The 19,433-nt window shown below is 66.7% G+C and carries 19 protein-coding genes; 6 read left to right on the top strand and 13 right to left on the bottom strand.

What is annotated here, in order from left to right; translation table 11 throughout:
- From ACGTN6_RS04520 to ACGTN6_RS04500, 5 genes are all read right to left on the bottom strand, one after another.
- Complete coding sequence (locus tag ACGTN6_RS04520) at window positions 1–1,179, bottom strand: amino acid ABC transporter permease (protein WP_394590081.1); 1,179 nt, start codon at window positions 1,177–1,179, stop codon at window positions 1–3.
- 75 nt (window positions 1,180–1,254) lie between these two features.
- A complete protein-coding gene (locus tag ACGTN6_RS04515) occupies window positions 1,255–2,283 on the bottom strand; it encodes an amino acid ABC transporter substrate-binding protein (RefSeq protein WP_394590080.1) in 1,029 nt (342 codons plus the stop codon).
- Window positions 2,284–2,426: 143 nt separating this feature from the next.
- Entirely contained in the window at window positions 2,427–3,158 is a 732-nt protein-coding gene (locus tag ACGTN6_RS04510) for a ribonucleoside-diphosphate reductase (RefSeq protein ID WP_394590079.1), read from the bottom strand.
- An 84-nt stretch (window positions 3,159–3,242) separates the two neighbouring features.
- The gene (locus ACGTN6_RS04505) at window positions 3,243–5,351 is read right to left on the bottom strand and encodes an adenosylcobalamin-dependent ribonucleoside-diphosphate reductase (RefSeq protein ID WP_394590078.1); all 2,109 of its coding nucleotides are present in this window, start codon (window positions 5,349–5,351) and stop codon (window positions 3,243–3,245) included.
- A gap of 315 nt (window positions 5,352–5,666) precedes the next feature.
- On the bottom strand, window positions 5,667–6,065 hold the full coding sequence (locus ACGTN6_RS04500) for a hypothetical protein (protein WP_394590077.1): 399 nt from the start codon (window positions 6,063–6,065) through the stop codon (window positions 5,667–5,669).
- On the opposite strand from ACGTN6_RS04500, the gene ACGTN6_RS04495 reads away from it, so the two are divergent.
- On the top strand, window positions 6,040–6,585 hold the full coding sequence (locus ACGTN6_RS04495; protein ID WP_394590076.1) for a hypothetical protein: 546 nt from the start codon (window positions 6,040–6,042) through the stop codon (window positions 6,583–6,585). The two genes, ACGTN6_RS04500 and ACGTN6_RS04495, sit on opposite strands and share 26 nt — an antisense overlap.
- Window positions 6,586–6,963: 378 nt before the next feature.
- Here the strand turns inward: ACGTN6_RS04495 and hemN are convergent, their stop codons facing one another.
- A complete protein-coding gene (hemN, locus tag ACGTN6_RS04490; RefSeq protein ID WP_394590074.1) occupies window positions 6,964–8,346 on the bottom strand; it encodes an oxygen-independent coproporphyrinogen III oxidase in 1,383 nt (460 codons plus the stop codon).
- Between the two features lie 215 nt (window positions 8,347–8,561).
- On the opposite strand from hemN, the gene ACGTN6_RS04485 reads away from it, so the two are divergent.
- Complete coding sequence (locus ACGTN6_RS04485) at window positions 8,562–9,026, top strand: Rrf2 family transcriptional regulator (protein WP_394590073.1); 465 nt, start codon at window positions 8,562–8,564, stop codon at window positions 9,024–9,026.
- On the opposite strand, the gene ACGTN6_RS04480 is transcribed toward ACGTN6_RS04485, so the two are convergent.
- Window positions 9,017–10,528, bottom strand: a complete 1,512-nt coding sequence (locus ACGTN6_RS04480) for a sensor histidine kinase (protein ID WP_394590072.1) — start codon at window positions 10,526–10,528, stop codon at window positions 9,017–9,019. The genes ACGTN6_RS04485 and ACGTN6_RS04480 overlap by 10 nt on opposite strands.
- Entirely contained in the window at window positions 10,525–11,250 is a 726-nt protein-coding gene (locus tag ACGTN6_RS04475) for a response regulator transcription factor (RefSeq protein ID WP_394590070.1), read from the bottom strand. The genes ACGTN6_RS04480 and ACGTN6_RS04475 overlap by 4 nt, the downstream gene beginning before the upstream one ends.
- A gap of 188 nt (window positions 11,251–11,438) precedes the next feature.
- Here ACGTN6_RS04475 and ACGTN6_RS04470 point away from each other — a divergent pair, with 188 nt between their 5' ends.
- The 4 genes from ACGTN6_RS04470 to ACGTN6_RS04455 all read left to right on the top strand — a co-directional run bounded on the left by ACGTN6_RS04470 (window position 11,439) and on the right by ACGTN6_RS04455 (window position 14,108).
- Complete coding sequence (locus tag ACGTN6_RS04470; protein ID WP_394590068.1) at window positions 11,439–11,714, top strand: hypothetical protein; 276 nt, start codon at window positions 11,439–11,441, stop codon at window positions 11,712–11,714.
- Between the two features lie 131 nt (window positions 11,715–11,845).
- Window positions 11,846–12,730, top strand: coding sequence for a cytochrome b/b6 domain-containing protein (locus ACGTN6_RS04465; protein ID WP_394590067.1), 885 nt, complete (start codon window positions 11,846–11,848; stop codon window positions 12,728–12,730).
- Window positions 12,711–13,481, top strand: a complete 771-nt coding sequence (locus ACGTN6_RS04460) for a molybdopterin-binding protein (protein ID WP_394590066.1) — start codon at window positions 12,711–12,713, stop codon at window positions 13,479–13,481. Before ACGTN6_RS04465 ends, ACGTN6_RS04460 begins: the two co-directional genes overlap by 20 nt.
- A gap of 69 nt (window positions 13,482–13,550) precedes the next feature.
- Window positions 13,551–14,108 (top strand): hypothetical protein, encoded by a 558-nt coding sequence (locus ACGTN6_RS04455; protein WP_394590065.1) that lies wholly within the window; start codon window positions 13,551–13,553, stop codon window positions 14,106–14,108.
- A 69-nt stretch (window positions 14,109–14,177) separates the two neighbouring features.
- On the opposite strand, the gene ahpF is transcribed toward ACGTN6_RS04455, so the two are convergent.
- The 5 genes from ahpF to ACGTN6_RS04430 all read right to left on the bottom strand — a co-directional run bounded on the left by ahpF (window position 14,178) and on the right by ACGTN6_RS04430 (window position 19,400).
- Window positions 14,178–15,731, bottom strand: a complete 1,554-nt coding sequence (gene ahpF / locus ACGTN6_RS04450; protein ID WP_394590063.1) for an alkyl hydroperoxide reductase subunit F — start codon at window positions 15,729–15,731, stop codon at window positions 14,178–14,180.
- 367 nt (window positions 15,732–16,098) lie between these two features.
- Complete coding sequence (gene ahpC, locus ACGTN6_RS04445; protein WP_394590061.1) at window positions 16,099–16,662, bottom strand: alkyl hydroperoxide reductase subunit C; 564 nt, start codon at window positions 16,660–16,662, stop codon at window positions 16,099–16,101.
- Between the two features lie 131 nt (window positions 16,663–16,793).
- The gene (locus ACGTN6_RS04440; RefSeq protein ID WP_394590059.1) at window positions 16,794–17,453 is read right to left on the bottom strand and encodes an OmpA/MotB family protein; all 660 of its coding nucleotides are present in this window, start codon (window positions 17,451–17,453) and stop codon (window positions 16,794–16,796) included.
- Complete coding sequence (locus ACGTN6_RS04435) at window positions 17,446–18,264, bottom strand: motility protein A (RefSeq protein WP_394590058.1); 819 nt, start codon at window positions 18,262–18,264, stop codon at window positions 17,446–17,448. The genes ACGTN6_RS04440 and ACGTN6_RS04435 overlap by 8 nt, the downstream gene beginning before the upstream one ends.
- A 431-nt stretch (window positions 18,265–18,695) precedes the next feature.
- Complete coding sequence (locus ACGTN6_RS04430; protein WP_394590057.1) at window positions 18,696–19,400, bottom strand: RNA polymerase sigma factor FliA; 705 nt, start codon at window positions 19,398–19,400, stop codon at window positions 18,696–18,698.
- Window positions 19,401–19,433: the final 33 nt, after the last annotated feature.

Below are 19,433 nucleotides of genomic sequence, written 5' to 3'. Positions count from 1 at the left end.
TCAGCGCTCCTTCATCAGGGTGCGGGCGTTGTAGAGATTCATCAGCGCCGACACCACCAGGCTGATCAGCAGGTAGACCGCCATGGTCATGGCGATGATCTCGATGGCCTGGCCGGTCTGGTTGAGGGTCGTGCCGGCGAACACCGCCACCAGGTCCGGATAGCCGATGGCCGTCGCCAGCGAGGAATTCTTGATCAGGTTCAGGTACTGGCTGGTCAACTGGGGCACGATGACCCGCATCGCCTGGGGAATGACGATCTTGCGCAGGGTGATGTTGCCGGGCAGGCTGATCGCCCGGGCAGCCTCGACCTGCCCGCTCGGCACCGACTGGATACCTGAGCGTACGATCTCGGCGATGAAGGAAGCGGTATAGATCGACAGCGCCAGCCACAGCGCCATCAGCTCGGGGATGATCGTCACCCCGCCCTTGAAGTTGAAGCCGGCCAGAGCTGGCACGTCCCAGGCCAGCGGACGCCCGGTGACCAGGAACACCGCCAGCGGCATGCCGACCAGGATCAGCGCGCCGAGCCGGTAGACCGGCAGCGCTCGGCCGGTGCGGGCCTGCAGGCGCCTCGCGTACAGCGCCAGCCCCACCACCGCAGCCACCGCCAGGGCCAGCGCCCAGAGGGTGGCGTCGAAGCCCGGCTGGGCCACCGGCGCCGGCATCACCAGCCCGCGCACGTTGAGGAACAACGCCTCGAACAGCGACAGGCTCTGGCGTGGGCTGGGCAGCGCCTGGAGCACCGCGAAGTACCAGAACAGGATCTGCACCAGCAGCGGGATGTTACGAAAGATCTCCACGTAGGCGGCGGCCAGCCGGGCCAGCAGCCAGTTGCTGGACAGCCGGGAGATGCCCACCGCGAAGCCGATGACCGTCGCCGCGACGATGCCGAGGCCGGACACCAGCAGGGTGTTGAGCAGCCCCACCACGAAGGTGCGACCGTAGGTGCTGTCGCCGCTGTAGGCGATCAGCGACTGGGGAATGGAAAAACCGGCCCGTTCCTGAAGAAAGCCCAGCCCGGTAGTGATGCCCCGTGCCTCGAGGTTGGCCAGGGTGTTGGTCACCAGCATGACGATCAGCGCCGCCAGCCCCAGCAGCAGCACGGCCTGGATCACCAGCGCACGCACGGCGGGGTTACGCCACAGCGATACCCGCTCGGAAGAGGATGAACGCAGCATGTCGAGCCTCGGATACGATGAAACGGCCCCTCACCCCCGAGCCGGGAGTGAGGGGAAACGGAGGGTCGATGCCGATTAGCGGATGGGCGGCGCGTAGAGGATGCCGCCCTCGTTCCACAGCGCGTTCATGCCACGGCCGATGGCGAGCGGCGACTCCTCGCCCACCGTGGCGGAGAACACCTCACCGTAGTTGCCCACCTGGGCGATGATGTCGTAGGCCCAGTCGTTCTCGAGGCCCATCTGCTCGCCGTAGTTGCCGTCATCGCCCAGCAGGCGCGCGACCTGGGGATTGGGCGGGTTCTGCTGCATATCGTCGACGTTGTCGCTGTTCACACCCAGCTCTTCGGCGTTGACCATGGCGAAGACCGTCCACTTGACGATATCCAACCACTGGTCGTCGCCCTGGCGCACCACCGGCCCCAGCGGCTCCTTGGAGATCAGCTCGGTGAGAATCTCCACGCTGTCCGGTTCCGGCAACTGCAGGCGCAGGGCGCTGAGCTGGGAAGTGTCGGAGGTCAGAACGTCACAGCGGCCGCTGGCGAAGCCCTGGGCCGTCTGGTCCGGGGTGTCGAAGGTCACGGTGTTGATATCGATGCCCTTGGCCGGGAAGTAGTCGGCCAGGTTCAACTCGTGGGTGGTGCCGGACTGGATGCATATGGAGGCGCCGTTCAGGTCCTCCAGGCTCTCGATGCCGAGATCCTTGGCGACCATGAAGCCCTGGCCATCGTAGAAAGTGGTGGTGGTGAAATTGAGGCCCAGGGAGTTGTCCCGGGTGGCCGTCCAGGTGGTGTTGCGCGAAAGCACGTCGATCTCGCCGGATTGCAGGGCGGTGAAGCGTTCCTTGGCGGTCAGCGGGGTGAAGACCACTTTCTCCGGGTCACCAAAGATGGCAGAAGACACCGCGCGGCAGGTCTGGACATCCAGCCCCTGCCAGGTGCCGTTCTCGTCAGGCGAGGAGAAACCAGACAGCCCGACGTTGACGCCGCAGCGCAGGGTGCCGCGTTCCTTGACCTCATCGAGGGTGGAAGCCGAGGCGCTAGTTGCCATTCCCAGGCCCAGGGTCGCAACGGACAGGGCGATCAGCGTCTTGTTGTTGTTACGCATGCCTATGACTCCATGGCGGGTGTTATACGATTTGTGCCTTGTTTCAGCACATCCGAACATAACAGACCATGGTGTCCTCCAGGCTGGCTTGCCATTAAACGTTTGTCTCGATCCCGATCAGACCGCCGGCAACGACCCGGCCCCTACCCACACTTTGACCAACCGCACCCGGCATAGCAGGTCGGACAGCCATCCATCATGATCAGGTCTCCCCGGCACTCGGGGCACTGGCCCACCACGGTGGGCTTGCCCCCCGCCTCGCGCTCGGCTCGGACCGGCTCCTCGGAACTCGGCGGCTGCCAGGGTTGGCCGCTGGCCAGGCGCTGGGCATAGCGCTGTACCAGCTCCTCCACCGGCACCTGATGGCCGTCCTTGTCGAGGAAGCCGCGCCGCTGCAGGATCTGTTGGATCGACCAGGCGATGGCGGCCACCTCGGAGTCGTGGAACATCGGCTTGCCCCAGCGATTCATGCCGCAGCGTACCAGGCCCTTGTCCCAGGCCACCTTGCGCAGATCGGCCACCGCCTGGGTGACATAGCCGCCGCGGGCGGCCAGCGACAGGCTGCGCATGGTGGCGGTGATCCACTGGTGCTCGCTGGACAGCTGGCCGGAAGGGAAGAAGAACTCCACCGGGCGCTCGATGACCACCCGCTTGCCGCTCAGCACGCCCTCCACCGGCATGAAGGACACCAGCAGATAGACCTTCTTGCGCCCCTCGGCACCGACGTAGGAGATCTTCTCCGAGACGGCTTCCAGGGTGCCCTCGGGGCGTGACGGAATGCGCACCGTCAAGGGATTCTCGTCGGCCAGCGGCGGTTCTTCCACCGCCTGCTTGACGCTATAGGACACGATCTTCGAGGTGATCTCGACGCTCATCGTTAGCCTCCTCCGGAACGTAGTGCGCTGGCGCTCGGCGAATGCCCGCTCATGCCCCTCTCATCGAGCGCAGTAGGCCGTGGTTTACCACTTGCCATAGGTGCCCTCCTTCAAGGCCTCGTAGAGGTTGGCCGCGGTATGCTCCTCGCCCTCATAGATCACCGTCTCGTTGCCGGCCAGCTCGACGGTCTCGCCGTTTTCCAGCTCGAAGACATAGGTGGTGTTCCTGAGGTCGTCCTCGCGGACCAGCACGCCCTGGAAGGCCTCGGGGTTGAAACGGAACGTCGTGCACCCCTTGAGCCGGCTGTCGTAGGCCTCCAGATAGAGGTCCTTGAAGTCGGCGAAGGCGAAGTCGGTGGGCACGTTCACGGTCTTGGAGATCGCCGAATCGATCCAGGCCTGGGCGGCGGCCTGCACCGCGACGTGCCGGGCCGGCGATACGGCATCGGCGGTCACGAAATAGTCCGGCAGGTCGCTCTCCACCGCCTCCGGCGCCACCCAGTGCCGGTAGGCGGCCAGCTCCAGGGACACTACCTCGATCTGTTCCTTGGTCTTGCGCCCGGCGCGGATGACGTTGCGGTAGTAGCGGTGCGAGAAGGAGGGCTCGATACCGTTCGAGGCATTGTTGCCCAGTGACAGCGAGATGGTGCCGGTGGGGGCGATGGAGCTGTGATGGGTGAAGCGCGCGCCATGCTCGGCGAGCTCGGCCACCAGCTCGGGCTCAACCTCGGCGATCTTCTGCATGTAGCGGCTGTAGCGGGCATGCAGGAGGCGCCCGGGGAGCCGATCGCCCACCTGGTAGCCGTCGCTCGCCAGCTCCGGCCGCTCGCGCAGCATCTTCGGGGTGATGGCGAAGTCTTCGGCGAGGATCGGCGCCATACCCTTCTCCCGGGAGAGTTCGAGGGCCTGCTTCCAGCCTTCGACGGCCAACACCCGGCTCACCTCCTCGGTGAAGGCCAGCGACTCCGGCGAGCCGTAGGGCAGCTTGAGCATGGTCATGGCCGACCCCAGCCCCAGGAAGCCCATGCCATGGCGTCGCTTGGCCTCGATCTCGCGGCGCTGGCCCTCCAGCGGCAGGCCGCTGATCTCCACCACGTTGTCGAGCATGCGGGTGAATACCGCCACCACCTCGCGGTAGCGATCCCAGTCGAAGCGCGGCGCCTCGCCGAAGGGCTCGAGGACGAAGCGGGTCAGGTCGATCGAGCCCAGCAGGCAGGCGCCCTCGGGGGGAAGCGGTTGTTCGCCGCATGGGTTGGTCGCCCGAATCTCCTCGCAGAACCAGTTGTTGTTCATGCGGTTGACCTGGTCGATCAGGATGAAGCCCGGCTCGGCGAAGTCGTAGGTGGAACGCATGATGGTGTCCCACAGCGCCCGGGCGCGGACCACCTCGACGATGCGGCAGGCCACTCGCCCCTCGGCGTCCAGGGTGTAGCCCTCCTCGATCACCGGCCAGTCACGGTAGACCAGCTCGTGCTCGTCGACGTCGTCCTTCTCGCCCGGATGCAGGGGAAAGGCCAGCGGCCAGTCGGCGTCGGCGCGCACCGCCTCCATGAACTCGTCGGTGATCAGCAGGCTGAGGTTGAACTGGCGCAGCCGGCCGGCCTCGCGCTTGGCCTCGATGAAGCGGCGCACGTCCGGATGACCGACGTCGAAGGTCGCCATCTGGGCGCCGCGACGCCCCCCGGCCGACGCCACCGTGAAGCACATCTTGTCGTAGATATCCATGAACGCCAGGGGACCGTTGGTTCCCGCACCGGCCCCGAACACGAAGGCCCCCTTGTGACGCAGGGTGGAAAAGTCGTAGCCGATGCCAGCACCGCTCTTCAGCGTCATGCCGGCATCCACCACGGCCTCGAGGATATCGCGCATCGAATCGTGGATGCTCCGCGACACCGTGCAGTTGATCAGACTGACCGCCGGCTTGACGGACTCGGCACCCGCGTTGGCGACGATACGTCCGGCGGGAATGGCACCGTTGTCCAGAGCCCAGCGAAAGCGGGGCAACCAGACCTGGGGATCGGCTTCCACCGCAGCGAGCGCCTTGGCCACGCGCTCGCGGGTAGCAGCCGGATCCGCATCCAGAGGATCGCCATGGCGATCCTTGAGCCGATACTTGGCGTCCCAGATATCGAGAGACGGTCCCTGCGTTGGCACTTCGTCGATGCAGGGGGTGTCCTTGGCGGTCGTGCGCATCAGAACTCTCCCATTGGCCGTAATGACGTTCGTGCTCATGTCTCCCCCTCTGCCAGAACCCAAGCGGGCAGGCCACACGCCCCGGAGAGAAAGGGGGATAGGTGTCATTCTGTCACCGGGGCGAAGGTGCCCCCCGGCCAGCCTCAATGCCTTGCCCCCTAATGCAATATATAGACGACAAGCTCGTTCGGCACACACCATGTAGTAATCTTGACGGCACCAGCGCCAAGAGTGGCCGTGAAAAAAGGCGCCCGACCATATCGGTCGGGCGCCCTGCTGTGTCGGCGAAATATGGGCAGGCCTAGAATCGGCCGCCTACGCCTCCACCGGGACCGCCGGGGCTTCCGCCGCCCATACCGGCGCCGGTGCCTCCTGCACCACCACTACCACCGGGACTGCCGCCATTGCCACCGGCACCCGAACCGCTGCCACCGGAACCGCTACCGGAACCACCACCGGACCCAGAACCGCCACCTGAACCGGAGCCGCTACCTCCGCCGGAGCCGGAACCACCGCCGGAACCACCGTTACCGCCGCCACCGGAACCGTTACCGCCGCCACCGGAACCGCTACCGCCACCGCCGGAACCACCACCGGCGCCGCCGCCATTACCGCCACCGCCGGAGCCACCACCGGCGCCGCCGCCATTACCGCCACCACCGGGGCCGCCACCGCCGTCACCACCACCGTGGCCACCGCCGTCACCGCCACCATCGGGGCCGCCACCGTCACCGCCGCCATCATCGCCGCCGCCGTCACCGCCGCCATCATCGCCGCCGCCGTCACCGCCGCCATCATCGCCGCCGCCATCATCGCCGCCGCCGTCATCGCCGCCATCATCGCCGCCGTCATCGCCGCCGTCATCGCCGCCGTCATCGCCGCCGTCGTCACCGCCGTCGTCGTCGCCGGTGCCATCGTCATTGGTATCGTCATCTACATCATCGACCGGCGCTTCCGGCTCTGTGGATGCCAGGACGACAAAGCTCAGGAAGGTCGTGCTATCACACCCATCCAGATATCCGCCGCCACAGCCGCCACCACCGCCGCCACCAGCCGCCGGTGCCGGCAGCTCCTTGAGCAGTTCGGCAAGCTCTTCATCGGTCAAACGACTCGATCCCGTTCCCTCGGCCGGTTGCGTCAGCTGATCGTTGGCGATTCCCGCCATCTCATCGTCCGAGAGCGCGCCACTCTTTCCCTGACCCGAAGCCGACTGGGCCTGCACCCCGGAAGCTGACAAACAGCCTACCGCAACGACCAAGGCAGCCAACTTGAACCCTTGCATAGCTACCCCCTCCCCCGTCGCCGGCCTGGGACCGTCGACGCACATTACGCCAGAAAACATTTTGTTACATACAACCCAAGCATCGTAATGAAGTGAAAACTTCACCATCGGAAACACGGCTGATTATTGGGGAGGGATGATCAGGCAATATCCTGGGTAGGCGTGAGCAAGAAACTCATACCGAGCGATCACCTGGATGTTGGGTCCCGGGGTGTAATGGTCCACGGTACGAACCATTGTCCAAGCAGGATCAATGGCTCAAGTACTTCAGTGTGAATCTCTAATGTAAAACGCTAGCCTGCCGAGTGCCCGGCCAGTGCCCCGGGGGCATCAGACGGTGCGTGAGTAGTTCGCCCGTTCACCGAGATAGGCGTCGAACGCCATGGCCAGATTGCGCAGCATCAATCGCCCCTCGGGCCGCACCTCGATGCGGCCTTCCGACAAGACAACGAGACCGTCCTCCTGCATGCCCGAGAGGGCCGCCAGCGCCTCGGCGAAATAGCCCTGGAAGTCGATCCCATGGCATGCCTCGATGGCGGCGACGTCCACGCGACCATGACACATCAACTCGTGAATCACGTCACGTCTCAGGCGGTCGTCGGCGTCCAGGCGATAGCCACGCAGCACCGGCAGTCGGCCGGCCTCGAGCCGGTCACGATACGCCGAGATCTCCTTGACGTTCTGGCTATAGCTCTCTCCGACCTTGCCGATGGCGCTGACGCCAAGCCCGATCAGATCGCAGTCGCCGTGGGTGGAATAGCCCTGAAAATTGCGCTGCAGCGTGCCGTGACGCTTCGCCTGGACGAGCTCGTCGTCGGGCAGGGCGAAATGATCCATGCCGATATAGACATAGCCGGCAGCGGTCAGGCGCCGGATGGTCAACTCCAGCAGTTCGAGCTTGCGCGTCGGCGGCGGCATGTCCTCGGTTCGGATCAGGCGTTGGGCCTTGAATCGCTCCGGCAGATGGGCGTAGCTGTAGGCGGCGATGCGGTCCGGACGCAGGGCAATGATGCGGTCCAGGGTCTCGTCGAAACTGGCCACCGTCTGGCGTGGCAAACCATAGATCAGATCGACGCTCACCGAATGAAACGCCGCCGATCGGGCCGCCTCGACCAGCTCGATGACTCGGGCCTCGCTCTGAATCCGGTTGACCGCCGCCTGCACCTCGGCGTCGAAGTCCTGCACGCCGAAGCTAAGGCGATTGAATCCCAACTCGCGCAGTTCATGTAGACGAGCCGGCGTGACGGTGCGCGGATCCACCTCCAGGGAAAACTCGCGGGCCTCGGCAGGCGCGAACCGGAAGGCAGACGCCAGGCTTGCCATCAGTTCGCCGAGCTGGGCGTTGCTCAAGTAGGTCGGCGTGCCGCCGCCCAGGTGCAGCTGGGTCAACCGGCGATCGTCGTCGAACAGTGCGGCCTGGAGGCGTATCTCGCGCTTCAGCAGATCGAGATACTCGACGGCCCGCTCGGTGTGGTGGGTGATGATCTTGTGGCAGGCGCAGTAGTAGCAGAGGCTGCGACAGAAGGGGACATGCACGTACACCGACAGCGGCTTGGGAGAGTCGGCCCGATGGCTCTGCGCAACCAGCGCACGATAGTCGTCTTCGGCGAAGGCGGCCTGGAACTGCGGCGCCGTGGGGTAGGAAGTATAGCGTGGGCCAGGCCGGTCATACTTCTCGACCAGGGCACGAATGAACGGCACGGAATCTGGCATGGCTGAAACCTCCTGACGCCTGCGGCGACGCCGGTGTCGCCCTCTTCACGGCGCATTATGCCAGCCACGCACCGCCGCGTCGGAGACATCGACACGCTAGCTGATACAGATCAATTCGGCGTCTCAGCGGTGCTGTGACAGGCGTCGGGCCAGGCCGCCCCGTTGCTGGTAGAATCGAGGATAACGACGCCCTTTCCCCGGCGCCCGGAGGCCGCATGCACCTGACGAACTTCACCGATTACTCCCTGCGCGTGCTGATCTATCTGGCCGTCAAGGGGGAGCGTCGCTCGACCATTTCCGAGATCGCCGAGCGCTTCGACATTTCGCGCAATCACCTGATGAAAGTCGTGCAGGAGCTGAACCGTCTCGGCTACCTCACCGCCATTCGCGGCAAGCATGGCGGACTGCTGCTGGGGCGGGCGCCCGCCGATATCTGCCTGGGTGCCCTGGTGCGCGATACCGAGCGCGATCTCGGCCTGGTGGAATGTTTCGGCGACCGCAACGCCTGCGTCATCTCACCCGCCTGCCGACTCAAGTCGGTGCTCGGCGAGGCCCTGGGCGCCTTTCTCGCCGTGCTCGACCGCTACACCCTGGCCGACATGCTGGGCCCCCAGCGAACCGACCTGGAACGGCTGCTGCGCCTGGTCGAGTCCCCTCCTGCAGCCGAGCCTCAGCCGTAGGGCATCGAGCGGTCTTTGTCCCGATCGGCACGGGCCAGGCGAAAATCGACCGTCGTGCCGCGACCGAGGCGGCTGTCGATGGTCAACCGGGCACCATGTCGTTCTCCGATCTCCCGCACGATCGACAGGCCGAGCCCAGAGCCCTCGCCCCGGGCGCGGCTGTCACGAGTGCGATGGAAGCGCTGGGTCACCAGTGGCAGCTCCTCCGGGGCGATGCCGACGCCATTATCGCTCACCCCCACGCGCACCGTCTTCGCCTCGGCCTCGGCCCACAGGCAGACCCGACCATCGGCCGGGGTCGCCCGCAGCGCGTTGTCGATCAGGTTGGCCAGGGCCCGGTCGATGAGCCCCAGGTCGGCCTCGACCCAGGGCAGCCCGGGATCGACCTCGACCGCCAGGGTGACCCCTGCCTGGCGCGCCTGGTCCTGGAACTTGCCGACGATGTCGTGGGCCAGCTCGGCGAGCGAGAAGGCCTCGCACTGCAACGGGCTGTCGTAGGCATCGAGCCGCGCCAGGGTCGACAGCTGCTGGGCCAGGCGGGTCAATCGCGAGGCATTGTCGAGCACGCCGACCAGCCGGCGGCGACGCTCCTCCACCGGCAGGTCGTCGCGCTCGAGCAGGTGCTCGACGTTGCCGCGCAGCGAGGTCAGCGGGGTGCGAAAGTCGTGGGACAGGTTGGCCACCAGCTCGCGGCGCTGCCGGTCGGTCTCACGCAGCGCTCGCACCTGAGCCTCGATGGTACCGGCCATGTGGTTGAAGGCCTCTCCCAGCCGCCCCAGTTCGTCGCGGCCGGGGTCGTCGAGCCGGGCCTGCCACTGGCCTCGGGCGAAACGCTGCACGGCGGCGGTCAGCCGCGAGAAGCGCCGGGTCAGCAGGGCAAACCACACCAGCCCCAGCAGGCCGGAGATCAGCACGGCCAATCCGCCCGCGGCCACCAGGGTACGTGTGATGGAACTGGTGCGCAGCATGGCCAGCATCGAGGCCTGGCTGCTCTTGTTGAGATCGGCATACAGGTAGCCCGCCCGATCGGCGCTGCCATAGCGAATGCGTGCCACCGAGAACACGCCGGGTGCACCGCCGCAAGGCGAGGACGTCGTCACCGGCAGCATCGGCGACTCGCCGAGCAGCGCCTCGAGGGCGTCGCGCTCGACCCGGCTGCCCAGGCCGCAGCTCGGCTGGGCATAGTCGGCGACCACTCGCCCCTCGGCATCGAGCACGTAGAGCGACAGCGAGGGATTGATCGCCAGGATATGGCGGGCCGTTTGCCGCGCCGCGGCGCTGTTCGCGCCCTCTGCCAGGGCCGGGCGCATGACCCGAGCCAGGTTGTCGGCCAGCCCGACTTCCTGGCGCTGCTGCAGCTCGCGGCTCAGCTGGTCGAACTGACTGATGGCCAGCCAGGCAACCGCCACCGACAGCAGCAGCAATCCGCTCAGGTAGACCAGGGCGATCCGTGCGAAGAGGCTTCGCCCCCAGGCCAACAGTCGGCATGCCAGGCCCCTCATGCCTCATCCTCCCCGGTCGCGAAGCGATAGCCCACGCCCCAGACGGTCTGGATGAAACGCGGGCGGGCCGGATCGGCCTCGATCTTGTTGCGCAACCGGTTGATGTGGGTGTTCACGGTGTGATCGAAGCCATCGAACTCCTTCCCCCACACCCGATCGAGCAGCTCGCCGCGACTGAAGCTGTGGCCGGGATGCCGAGCGAACAGCGTCAGCAGGGCGAACTCCTTGCCGGTCAGCTGCAGCGCTCGACCGTCAAGGGTGACCCGGTGCTGGTCGATGTCGATGACCAACCCGCCCAAGACGATCGGCGCTGTGGCGACGACTTGCTCTTCCTCCGGGGCGGCGCGCTGCCCGCGGCGCAGCAGCGCCTGGACCCGAGCCAGCAGGATCGGCAGGTGGAAGGGCTTGGTGACGTAGTCGTCGGCGCCAATCTCGAGGCCCCGCACCACGTCACGGATCGCCGCCTTGGCGGTCACCATCAGCACCGGGGTGCGGGCGTCGCGGGCGCGCAGCCGCCGGCACACCTCCAGGCCATCGATGCCCGGCAGCATAAGATCGAGCATCACCAGATCGAAGGGATCGTCAGCCGCCCCGTCCAGTACCGCCAGGGCCGCTTCGCCGTCGGTGACCCAATCACAGCGGTGGCCGGCATCGCCGAGGCGCTCGGCGAGCAGCTTGCCAATGTCGGGGTTGTCCTCGACGCAAAGAATCCGGTGGGGCATGAGCAGGGCTCCGAGCGGCGGTTCGGATCCCACTCTAGAGCCCCCGCAAGGCGGATGCATCACGAAAGCGTCACGTCGCGGCGAGCCTTCGTGATGATTTCGTGATGAAGACGGCCGCATCGCCGACTAGCGTGAGAGATGCCGTAGCGGCATTTCGCCGGCGGCCCAGCGATGCAAGGAGGTAGGCGATGTTCACTCAAGACCGTTCCCGCACCACGCTGTTTGCCCTGCTACTCGGCGGCGCCCTGCTGCTGCCCGGCGCCGCCCTGGCCGACCATCACGAAGAGGACGCCATGCAGCAAGGCGACAGCATGGAGCATGACGCCATGTCCGGCGAGGCGATGGAAGAAGACGCCATGGGCGAGGAAGACGCCATGGCCGGCGATGACGCCATGAAATCCGAGGGCGACGACGAAATGATGGAGGAAGAGGAAGAGACGATGGAAGGCGACGGCGAGATGTGACGCTCGGCGCGCCTTGACCGGCCACCGGGCCCTGCGCCTCGGTGGCCGGTCCCTTCATTCGGCCTTTCCGGCGCCTCGCCGGGCTCGCCGCCCCTCGACGGGCACCAGGCCCGTCTCCCCGGAGGTGTCTCATGCCAGCGACTCACCGCGCCGACCGCGGCCCAGGGCCGACGGTCATCAAGCGCCACACGCTGTTCACCCGCGTCTGGCACTGGGTGAACCTGATCTGCCTGATCATCCTGCTGGCAAGTGGCCTGCAGATCTTCAACGCCCACCCGGCACTCTACTGGGGCAAGGATTCTCACTTCGACAGCCCGGCGCTGTCGATCGGCGCCGAACGCGACCCCCAGGGGGAATGGCGCGGCGTCACCCGCCTCGGCGGCTGGCGCTTCGACACCACCGGCGTGCTGGGCGTCTCCGGCCCCGCCGCGGATCGCGAACGGCGCGCCTTCCCTGCCTGGGCGACCCTGCCCGGCCCGCGCTGGCTGTCGATGGGGCGCCAGTGGCATTTCCTGGCCGGCTGGATCTTCGCGCCCCTGCTCACCGCCTATCTGGTCTACCTGGTGGCGAGCGGCCAGTTGAGACGGCGCCTGCTGCCGCGCCGGTCGGAGTGGCGACGCCTCGGCGCCACCATCGTCGAGCATGCGCGACTGAAATTCCCCCGCGGCGAGGAAGCCCGGCACTACAACATCCTGCAGAAGCTCACCTACCTGCTGGTGCTGTTCGTGATCATTCCGCTGGTGATCCTCACGGGCCTGACCATGTCGCCGACCATGGACGCCGCCTGGCCCTGGTTGCTGGACGTCTTCGGCGGCCGCCAGAGCGCCCGCACCCTGCACTTCCTGTGTGCCCTGGCCCTGGTGCTGTTCTTGCTGGTGCATGTCGCCCTGGTGCTGCTCTCCGGCGTCATCAACAACCTGCGCTCGATGATCACCGGGCGCTATGCGCTTCCCCCTGCCCTTCCCCCGGCGCTGCCCTCGCAGCAGGAGGCTCACGATGAGCACACCGACCGATAACGGCCGTCGCCGCTTCTTGACCCGCACCCTGCTGGCCGGCGGCGCGACCCTGCTCGCCGGCTGCGACCGCCTGTCGCGCAGCGATGCGATGCAGCCGCTGTTCAACGCCAGCGAATCGCTGACCCGGCGCGCCCATCGCCTGCTGGCCGCCGAGGAATCGCTGGCCCGGGAATACGACCGCGACGATATCGCCCCGACCTTCCGCGCCAACGGCACCACCCGGCCCGACGAGGCCGACTACCAGCGCCTGGCCGCGGACGGCTTTCGTAACTGGCGCCTCGCGGTCGACGGCCAGGTCGAATCACCTCAAGCGTTCAGCCTGGCAGCCCTCAAGGCCATGCCGTCGCGCACCCAGATCACCCGCCACGACTGCGTGGAGGGCTGGAGCTGCATCGGCCAGTGGACCGGGGTCCCGCTCGGCGACCTGCTGGACCGGGTGGGCGTGCAGGCATCGGCACGCTTCGTGGTCTTCCACTGCGCTGACCGCTACCGCGGCGGCGAGGCCTACTACGAGAGCCTCGACCTGCGCGAGGCCTACCATCCCCAAACGCTGCTGGCCTACGGTCTCAACGACGCCGACGTGCCTATCGCCAACGGTGCCCCGCTGCGGCTGCGCGCCGAGCGACAGCTGGGCTACAAGATGGCCAAGTACCTGATGCGTATAGAGCTCGTAGAGAGCTTCGCCCACCTGGGGCGCGGCAAAGGCGGCTACTGGGAAGACCGCGGCTACAACTGGTGGGCCGGCATCTGAGCCCAGCGCCCGGACAGCCGCGGGCGAGTCATGCTAGCCTGCGGCATTTTCCCGGTCATGGATGCCCGCATGTTCCGCTCTCCGCTTCTTTTTCTGCTCAAGGGGTGCCTGCCCGGGCTGCTGGCCTTGGGCCTCGCCGCCCCCGCGTCGGCCGGCAGCTTCAACACCACCGACGTCCAGGCCCACGGCAACTGGCATTCGCTGGCCCTGACGCTGGGCGACGAACGCCACGTACGCGCCCTGGAGCAGCACAGCTATAGCGACAGCGTGTTCAGCGTCAACGCCACACCGGGCGCCTGCGACCGCCCCTGGCTGGAGCTGCGCGTCGAGCTCGACGACGTGCAGGCGCAGAGCGCCACCGTCAATCGGGTGCCGGCGGACCTGATGGTCGACGAAGGGCAGGTCCAGCAGGGCCAGGCCGACTTCGTTACCGAGCGCGGCAACAGCGGCTTCTACGTGCGTTTCACATTGCCCGATACCGCTGCCCTGCTCGACGACGTGCGCGACGGCGACACGCTGCGGCTGCGCATCCACCGGGCCGCAGAGGACTACTGGTTCATGGTCTTCAGCCTGGACGACGCCGATGCGGCGCTGGCACGCATGCAGCGGCTCTGTCGGGCGGACTGACTTCTCTCGCTACGCAGAACGCCCCCGCCGCGGTACGGCGAGGGCATCGAGCACGAACGGCTTGGATGATCAGCTGCGGATCAGGTGATCGAAGGCGCCCAGGGCGGCCTTGGAGCCCTCCCCCATGGCGATGACGATCTGCTTGTAGGGCACGGTGGTCACGTCGCCGGCGGCGAAGATGCCGGGCACCGAGGTCATGCCACGCTCGTCGACCACGATCTCGCCGCGCTCGGAGAGCTCGATGGGCGAATCCTTCAGCCACTCGGTGTTGGGCACCAGTCCGATCTGCACGAAGATGCCCTCGAGGGCCAGCTCGCGCAGCTCGCCGGAGGCGCGTTCCTCGTAGGTCAGACCGGTGACGCGGCTGCCGTCGCCGTTGACCTCGGTGGTTCGCGCGCCCTTGATCACCTCGACGTTGGGCAGGCTTGAGAGCTTCTTCTGCAGCACCTCGTCGGCGCGCAGCTCATCCATGAACTCGATCAGCGTCACCTCGCCGACGATGCCGGCCAGGTCGATGGCCGCCTCGACGCCGGAATTGCCGCCGCCGATCACCGCCACACGCTTGCCCTTGAACAGCGGACCGTCGCAGTGCGGGCAGTAGGCCACGCCCTTGTTGCGGTACTCGGCCTCGCCGGGCACGTTCATCGCGCGCCAGCGAGCCCCGGTGGCCAATACCAGTGTCTTGCTGCGCAGGCTCGCCCCGGATTCGAAGCGCACCTCATGCTCGCCGCCCGACTCGTCCGGCACCAGCGCAACGGCGCGCTGCAGGTTCATGATGTCGACGTCGTACTCCTTGACGTGCTCCTCCAGCGCCGCGGCCAGCTTGGGGCCCTCGGTGTGGGGCACCGAGATCAGGTTCTCGATCGACAGGGTATCCAGCACCTGGCCGCCGAAGCGCTCGGAGGCCACGCCAGTGCGAATGCCCTTGCGCGCCGCATAGACGGCCGCCGCGGCGCCGGCCGGGCCGCCGCCGATCATCAGCGTGTCGAAGGCAGGCTTCTCGCCGAGCCTGGCGGCCTCGCGCTCGGCGGCGCCGGTGTCGACCCTGGCCAGGATCTGCTCCAGGCTCATGCGGCCCTGGTCGAAGGGCTCGCTGTTGACGAACACGCTGGGCACCGACATCACCTCGCGAGCCTCGACCTCGTCCTGGAACAGGGCGCCGTCGATGGCGTCGTGGGAGATGCGCGGGTTGAGGATCGCCATCAGGTTCAGCGCCTGGACCACGTCCGGGCAGTTCTGGCACGACAGCGAGAAGTAGGTCTCGAAGTGAAGGTCGGCGTCGAGGGAACGGATCTGCTCGATGACCTCGTCGCTGGCCTTGGGCGGATGGCCGCCCACCTGAAGCAGGGCCAGCACCAGAGAGGTGAACTCGTGGCCCATGGGAATCCCGGCGAACACCACGCCGGTGGGCTGGCCTTCGCGGTGCAAGGCGAAGGACGGCGCGCGGCGGTCGCTGCCCTCGGTGGACAGGGTGATCCTGTCGCAGAGCCCGGCGATATCACGCAGCAGCGCGTGGAGTTCCTTGGACTTGTCGCCGTCATCCAGGGTGGCGACCAGCTCAAAGGGTTGCGTGACCTTGTCGAGATAGGCTTTCAGCTGTTGCTTCAGAGAGTCGTCCAACATGACGGCGGCAATCCTCGATGTGGGTAACTAGCGGACACGACCTCCCCGCGCGGGCCACGATGGGGCTCGCCGTATGGGGCGGGGTGTCATGGAAACGTCGGGGCAGAACCCCATCGAGACGCCGTCTCGATCTCGCTTGCGCGACTGGTTGGACGACCGAGGTGAGGCCGACTCGATGGGGTAAACCGGGGGCGCGGGAGATTCCCGCAGCTCAGCGATCCAAATTAAGGATGCGCAGATTTATGTCGCGAGCGATGAGAGGCTGGCCGCCGCCGGAGCACAGCTCCCGGAGTGTAGCCCGCTACATGAGGAGAGCGAGCACCGCCGGCGGCCAGGATATCGAGCGCAGCAATAAATCAGCGTTTCCTTAGATCTTGCCGACCAGATCCAGGGACGGCGCCAGCGTCTCTTCGCCTTCTTCCCACTTGGCCGGGCAGACCTCGTTGGGGTTGGCACGGACATACTGGGCCGCCTTGACCTTGCGCAGCAGCTCCTCGGCGTTGCGGCCGATGTTGCCGGCGTTGAGCTCGATGATCTGGATCTTGCCGTCCGGGTCGACGACGAAGGTGCCGCGGTCGGCGACGCCGTCTTCCTCGATCAGCACCTCGAAGTTGCGCGACACGACGTGGGTCGGATCGGCCAGCATCGGATACTGGAGCTTGCCGATGGTCTCGGAGCTGTCGTGCCAGGCCTTGTGGGTGAAGTGGGTGTCGGTGGACACGCCGTATATCTCGACGCCGAGCTCCTTGAAGGCCTCGTAGTTGTCGGCCAGGTCGCCAAGCTCGGTCGGGCAGACGAAGGTGAAGTCGGCCGGGTAGAAGAAGAAGACGCTCCACTGGCCCTTCAGGCTCTCGTCGCTGACTTCGATGAAGTCGCCGTTGTGGTAAGCAGTAGCCTTGAAGGGTTTGACGTCGGTGTTGAGCAGGGACATCGCGTTCCTATCCTCGTTGCGGTGGTGTGTGGTGAAGACAGGAACGAGAATACCGACGCCCGGGTGATAGATTAAATTGAATGACCCGATCTTTTTGATAGCTTCCAGCTAAACACTGTCTGTTCCGGCTCTCAGGCGCCGGCGGGCGCCCGCCACACCAGTTCGACGCGCCGGTTGGCGGCCCGCCCCTCGGCATCGTCGTTGGCCGCCAGGGGCCGGGTGTCGGCATAGCCGATGGCGCGCAGGCGCTCCCGCGCCACCCCGGCCGCTGCCAGGGCACGCACCACGGCGCTGGCTCGCCCGGTGGATAGCTCCCAGTTGGAGGGAAAGCGCGAGGTGGCGATGGGCAGGCTATCGGTGTGGCCCTCCACGGAGATCTCGCCGCCCAGGCCAGCCAGCCGCTCGGCGAGTCGTGCCAGCACGCGCTGGCCGCCCTCGGTCACCCGGGCGCGACCGCTGTCGAACAGCAGCCGGTCCTCGATCCGCAGCGTCACCCCCTGGCGGGTATGCTCGACGCTGACGCCCTCCATGCCGAGCCCCTGGAAGCGCGGCTGGAGCCCCGCATGGCGAGGCTTCAGGCCCTCGCCGATCGCCAGCGCGGCCTGCCGGGCCGGCGGCGAAATCTCGCTGGATGTCCCGCCGACCGGCACCAGGCTGGACATCGACAGCAGCAGCACGAACAGCGTGATCAGCAGGGTCAACACATCGAGGTAGCTCATCAGCCAGCTCTCGCCCTCCTCGCCTCCCTGAACGGGCGGCGCGAGCGCCTGGCGGGTGTCGCGGTCAAGCACGCTGCCCGGCCTCCGCGTCGTCGCGATCCCCTGGCCGCACCGGGTCGCGGATCTCGTCGTGGTAGTTGGCGACGAAGGAGTTCAGCGTTTCCTCGATGAACGACGGCAGCCGCCGCTTGGTGATCAGCGAGATGCCCTCGAGCACCATGTTCATGGCGATCAGGCGCTCCTCGGTGCGCCGCTCGAGCTTCACCGCGATCGGCTTGAACACCAGGTTGGCCAGCAGGATGCCGTAGAAGGTGGTGAGCAGCGCCACCGCCATGCGCGGCCCGATGACGTTCAGGTCGCCGGCCTCCATCACCTCGAGCATGTTCACCAGCCCCACCAGGGTGCCGATCATGCCGAAGGCCGGCGCGTAGGTGGCCATGGTGCGAAAGATCTGCGCCTCGGCGTGCTCGCGGGCCTTGAGCCGAGCGATGCGCCAGCGCAGCAGGTCGAAGATCTCCTCCTCCTTGGTATTGGCGATGACCAGCTGGATACCGGTACGCAGGAAGGGATTGCGGGCCTGCTCCAGGGCCGCCTCCACGGCGCGCACGTCGCCCTTGAACCACAGCCGCGACATGTCCACCAGCTCGCGGATGTCATCGCGGATATAGGTGTTCTCGCGGCGGAAGACGATGCCGACCAGCCGCACCACCCGCACCACCTCCTTGAGCGGATAGCTGATGAAGGTCGCGGCCAGGGTGCCGGCCAGCACGATGGCCAGCCCCGGCAGGTTGACGAAGCTCTGCGGCGACTCGGCGGTGAACAGCAGGACGCTCGCCAGCAGCACGATGCTGGCCAGGATCCCGATCAGGGTGGACGGGTTCATGTGGGGGCTCCCTGTCGCGTTTCGACGGTGTGGATGAGTGACGTTCTTCGGACACGATGCGCGTTCTCCGGCGCCAAGCCTTCGCGAGGGCGCTATGAACCCTTCCCTGGGCGCTACTTTGGCCATCCATGGCCAAAAACCCCTCGCGCCGGCTTGTCCCCGGCGCGCATCGTGCTGACCTCCTGCGCCATCCGGTGGATGCTTATCGATCTGAGCGACCGACAGCTTTATGGCGCGCCAGGCGTGAGGCGAAAAATTGCCGAGCGATGGCCAGGCTAGGCCCATTCCCTACGGGCCAACGCACTTCCCACATCCATGTGGGTCGCAAGGCAAGAATCGGCGAGAGCGCGGAGTTTACGGGGGTGTAAATGAGCAGCTTAAGCCGATTCTTAACGCCGTATAGCCGAGCGCAGGCCTTTTTCGCCCATGTCTCAGGTGTCGCGCAGCTTTCCGCGCAGTCGCCCCACCGCCTGGCTATGCAGCTGGCAGACCCGGGACTCGGTGACGCCGAGCACGGCGCCGATCTCCTTGAGGTTGAGCTCTTCCTGGTAATACAGCGCCATCAGCAGCTTCTCGCGCTCCGGCAACGCCTCGATGGCTTCCACCAGCCTTGCCCGCTGCTGGCGGTCGACCAGCTGGGCGAAGGGCGTCGCCGCATCGCCGTTTTCCTCCAGCCGGCCTTCGCCACCCTCGGCCATCAGTTCCTCGAAGGGCAGCAACTGGCCGCTGTTGGTGTCGTTCAGCAGCCGGCGATAGGCCTCGAGCTCCATGTCCAGGGCGGCCGCAATCTCGGTCTCTTCGGCCGGCCGTCCCAGCTCCTGCTCCAGCCGACGAGCCGCCTCGTCGGCGGCGCGGGCGTTGCGACGCACGCTGCGCGGCAGCCAGTCACGGCTGCGCAGCTCGTCGAGCATGGCGCCGCGGATGCGCTGGCTGGCGAAGGTCGCGAAGCTGGCGCCCTGGGCGGCATCGAAACGGCCCAGCGCCTCCAGCAGCCCCACGGTGCCGGCCTGGATCAGGTCGTCCAGCTCGATGCTGGCCGGCAGCCGCACCTGCAGCGCCAGCGCCTGGCGACGCACCTGCGGCAGATAGTCATCCAGCAGCGCATCCTGTTCGATCTTGCCTTGTGCTGTGTACATGGCTCAGCCTCGCCTCTCTGCTCTCACGGGCCT

Source organism: Halomonas sp. B23F22_20, from assembly GCF_043496985.1.
GTDB lineage: Bacteria > Pseudomonadota > Gammaproteobacteria > Pseudomonadales > Halomonadaceae > Halomonas.
The sequence above is the reverse complement of the archived record's forward strand: the minus strand, read 5'-3'. Positions and strand labels throughout refer to the sequence as shown.

Excerpts from the sequence above, each read along its gene's own strand:
- ACGTN6_RS04520 (WP_394590081.1), bottom strand. The coding sequence starts at position 1,179 with ATGCTGCGTTCATCCTCTTCCGAGCGGGTATCGCTGTGGCGTAACCCC.
- ACGTN6_RS04515 (WP_394590080.1), bottom strand. The coding sequence starts at position 2,283 with ATGCGTAACAACAACAAGACGCTGATCGCCCTGTCCGTTGCGACCCTG.
- ACGTN6_RS04510 (WP_394590079.1), bottom strand. The coding sequence starts at position 3,158 with ATGAGCGTCGAGATCACCTCGAAGATCGTGTCCTATAGCGTCAAGCAG.
- ACGTN6_RS04505 (WP_394590078.1), bottom strand. The coding sequence starts at position 5,351 with ATGCGCACGACCGCCAAGGACACCCCCTGCATCGACGAAGTGCCAACG.
- ACGTN6_RS04500 (WP_394590077.1), bottom strand. The coding sequence starts at position 6,065 with ATGGTGGCGGTGACGGCGGTGGCCACGGTGGTGGTGACGGCGGTGGCG.
- hemN (WP_394590074.1), bottom strand. The coding sequence starts at position 8,346 with ATGCCAGATTCCGTGCCGTTCATTCGTGCCCTGGTCGAGAAGTATGAC.
- ACGTN6_RS04485 (WP_394590073.1), top strand. The coding sequence starts at position 8,562 with ATGCACCTGACGAACTTCACCGATTACTCCCTGCGCGTGCTGATCTAT.
- ACGTN6_RS04480 (WP_394590072.1), bottom strand. The coding sequence starts at position 10,528 with ATGAGGGGCCTGGCATGCCGACTGTTGGCCTGGGGGCGAAGCCTCTTC.
- ACGTN6_RS04475 (WP_394590070.1), bottom strand. The coding sequence starts at position 11,250 with ATGCCCCACCGGATTCTTTGCGTCGAGGACAACCCCGACATTGGCAAG.
- ACGTN6_RS04470 (WP_394590068.1), top strand. The coding sequence starts at position 11,439 with ATGTTCACTCAAGACCGTTCCCGCACCACGCTGTTTGCCCTGCTACTC.
- ACGTN6_RS04465 (WP_394590067.1), top strand. The coding sequence starts at position 11,846 with ATGCCAGCGACTCACCGCGCCGACCGCGGCCCAGGGCCGACGGTCATC.
- ACGTN6_RS04460 (WP_394590066.1), top strand. The coding sequence starts at position 12,711 with ATGAGCACACCGACCGATAACGGCCGTCGCCGCTTCTTGACCCGCACC.
- ACGTN6_RS04455 (WP_394590065.1), top strand. The coding sequence starts at position 13,551 with ATGTTCCGCTCTCCGCTTCTTTTTCTGCTCAAGGGGTGCCTGCCCGGG.
- ahpF (WP_394590063.1), bottom strand. The coding sequence starts at position 15,731 with ATGTTGGACGACTCTCTGAAGCAACAGCTGAAAGCCTATCTCGACAAG.
- ahpC (WP_394590061.1), bottom strand. The coding sequence starts at position 16,662 with ATGTCCCTGCTCAACACCGACGTCAAACCCTTCAAGGCTACTGCTTAC.
- ACGTN6_RS04435 (WP_394590058.1), bottom strand. The coding sequence starts at position 18,264 with ATGAACCCGTCCACCCTGATCGGGATCCTGGCCAGCATCGTGCTGCTG.
- ACGTN6_RS04430 (WP_394590057.1), bottom strand. The coding sequence starts at position 19,400 with ATGTACACAGCACAAGGCAAGATCGAACAGGATGCGCTGCTGGATGAC.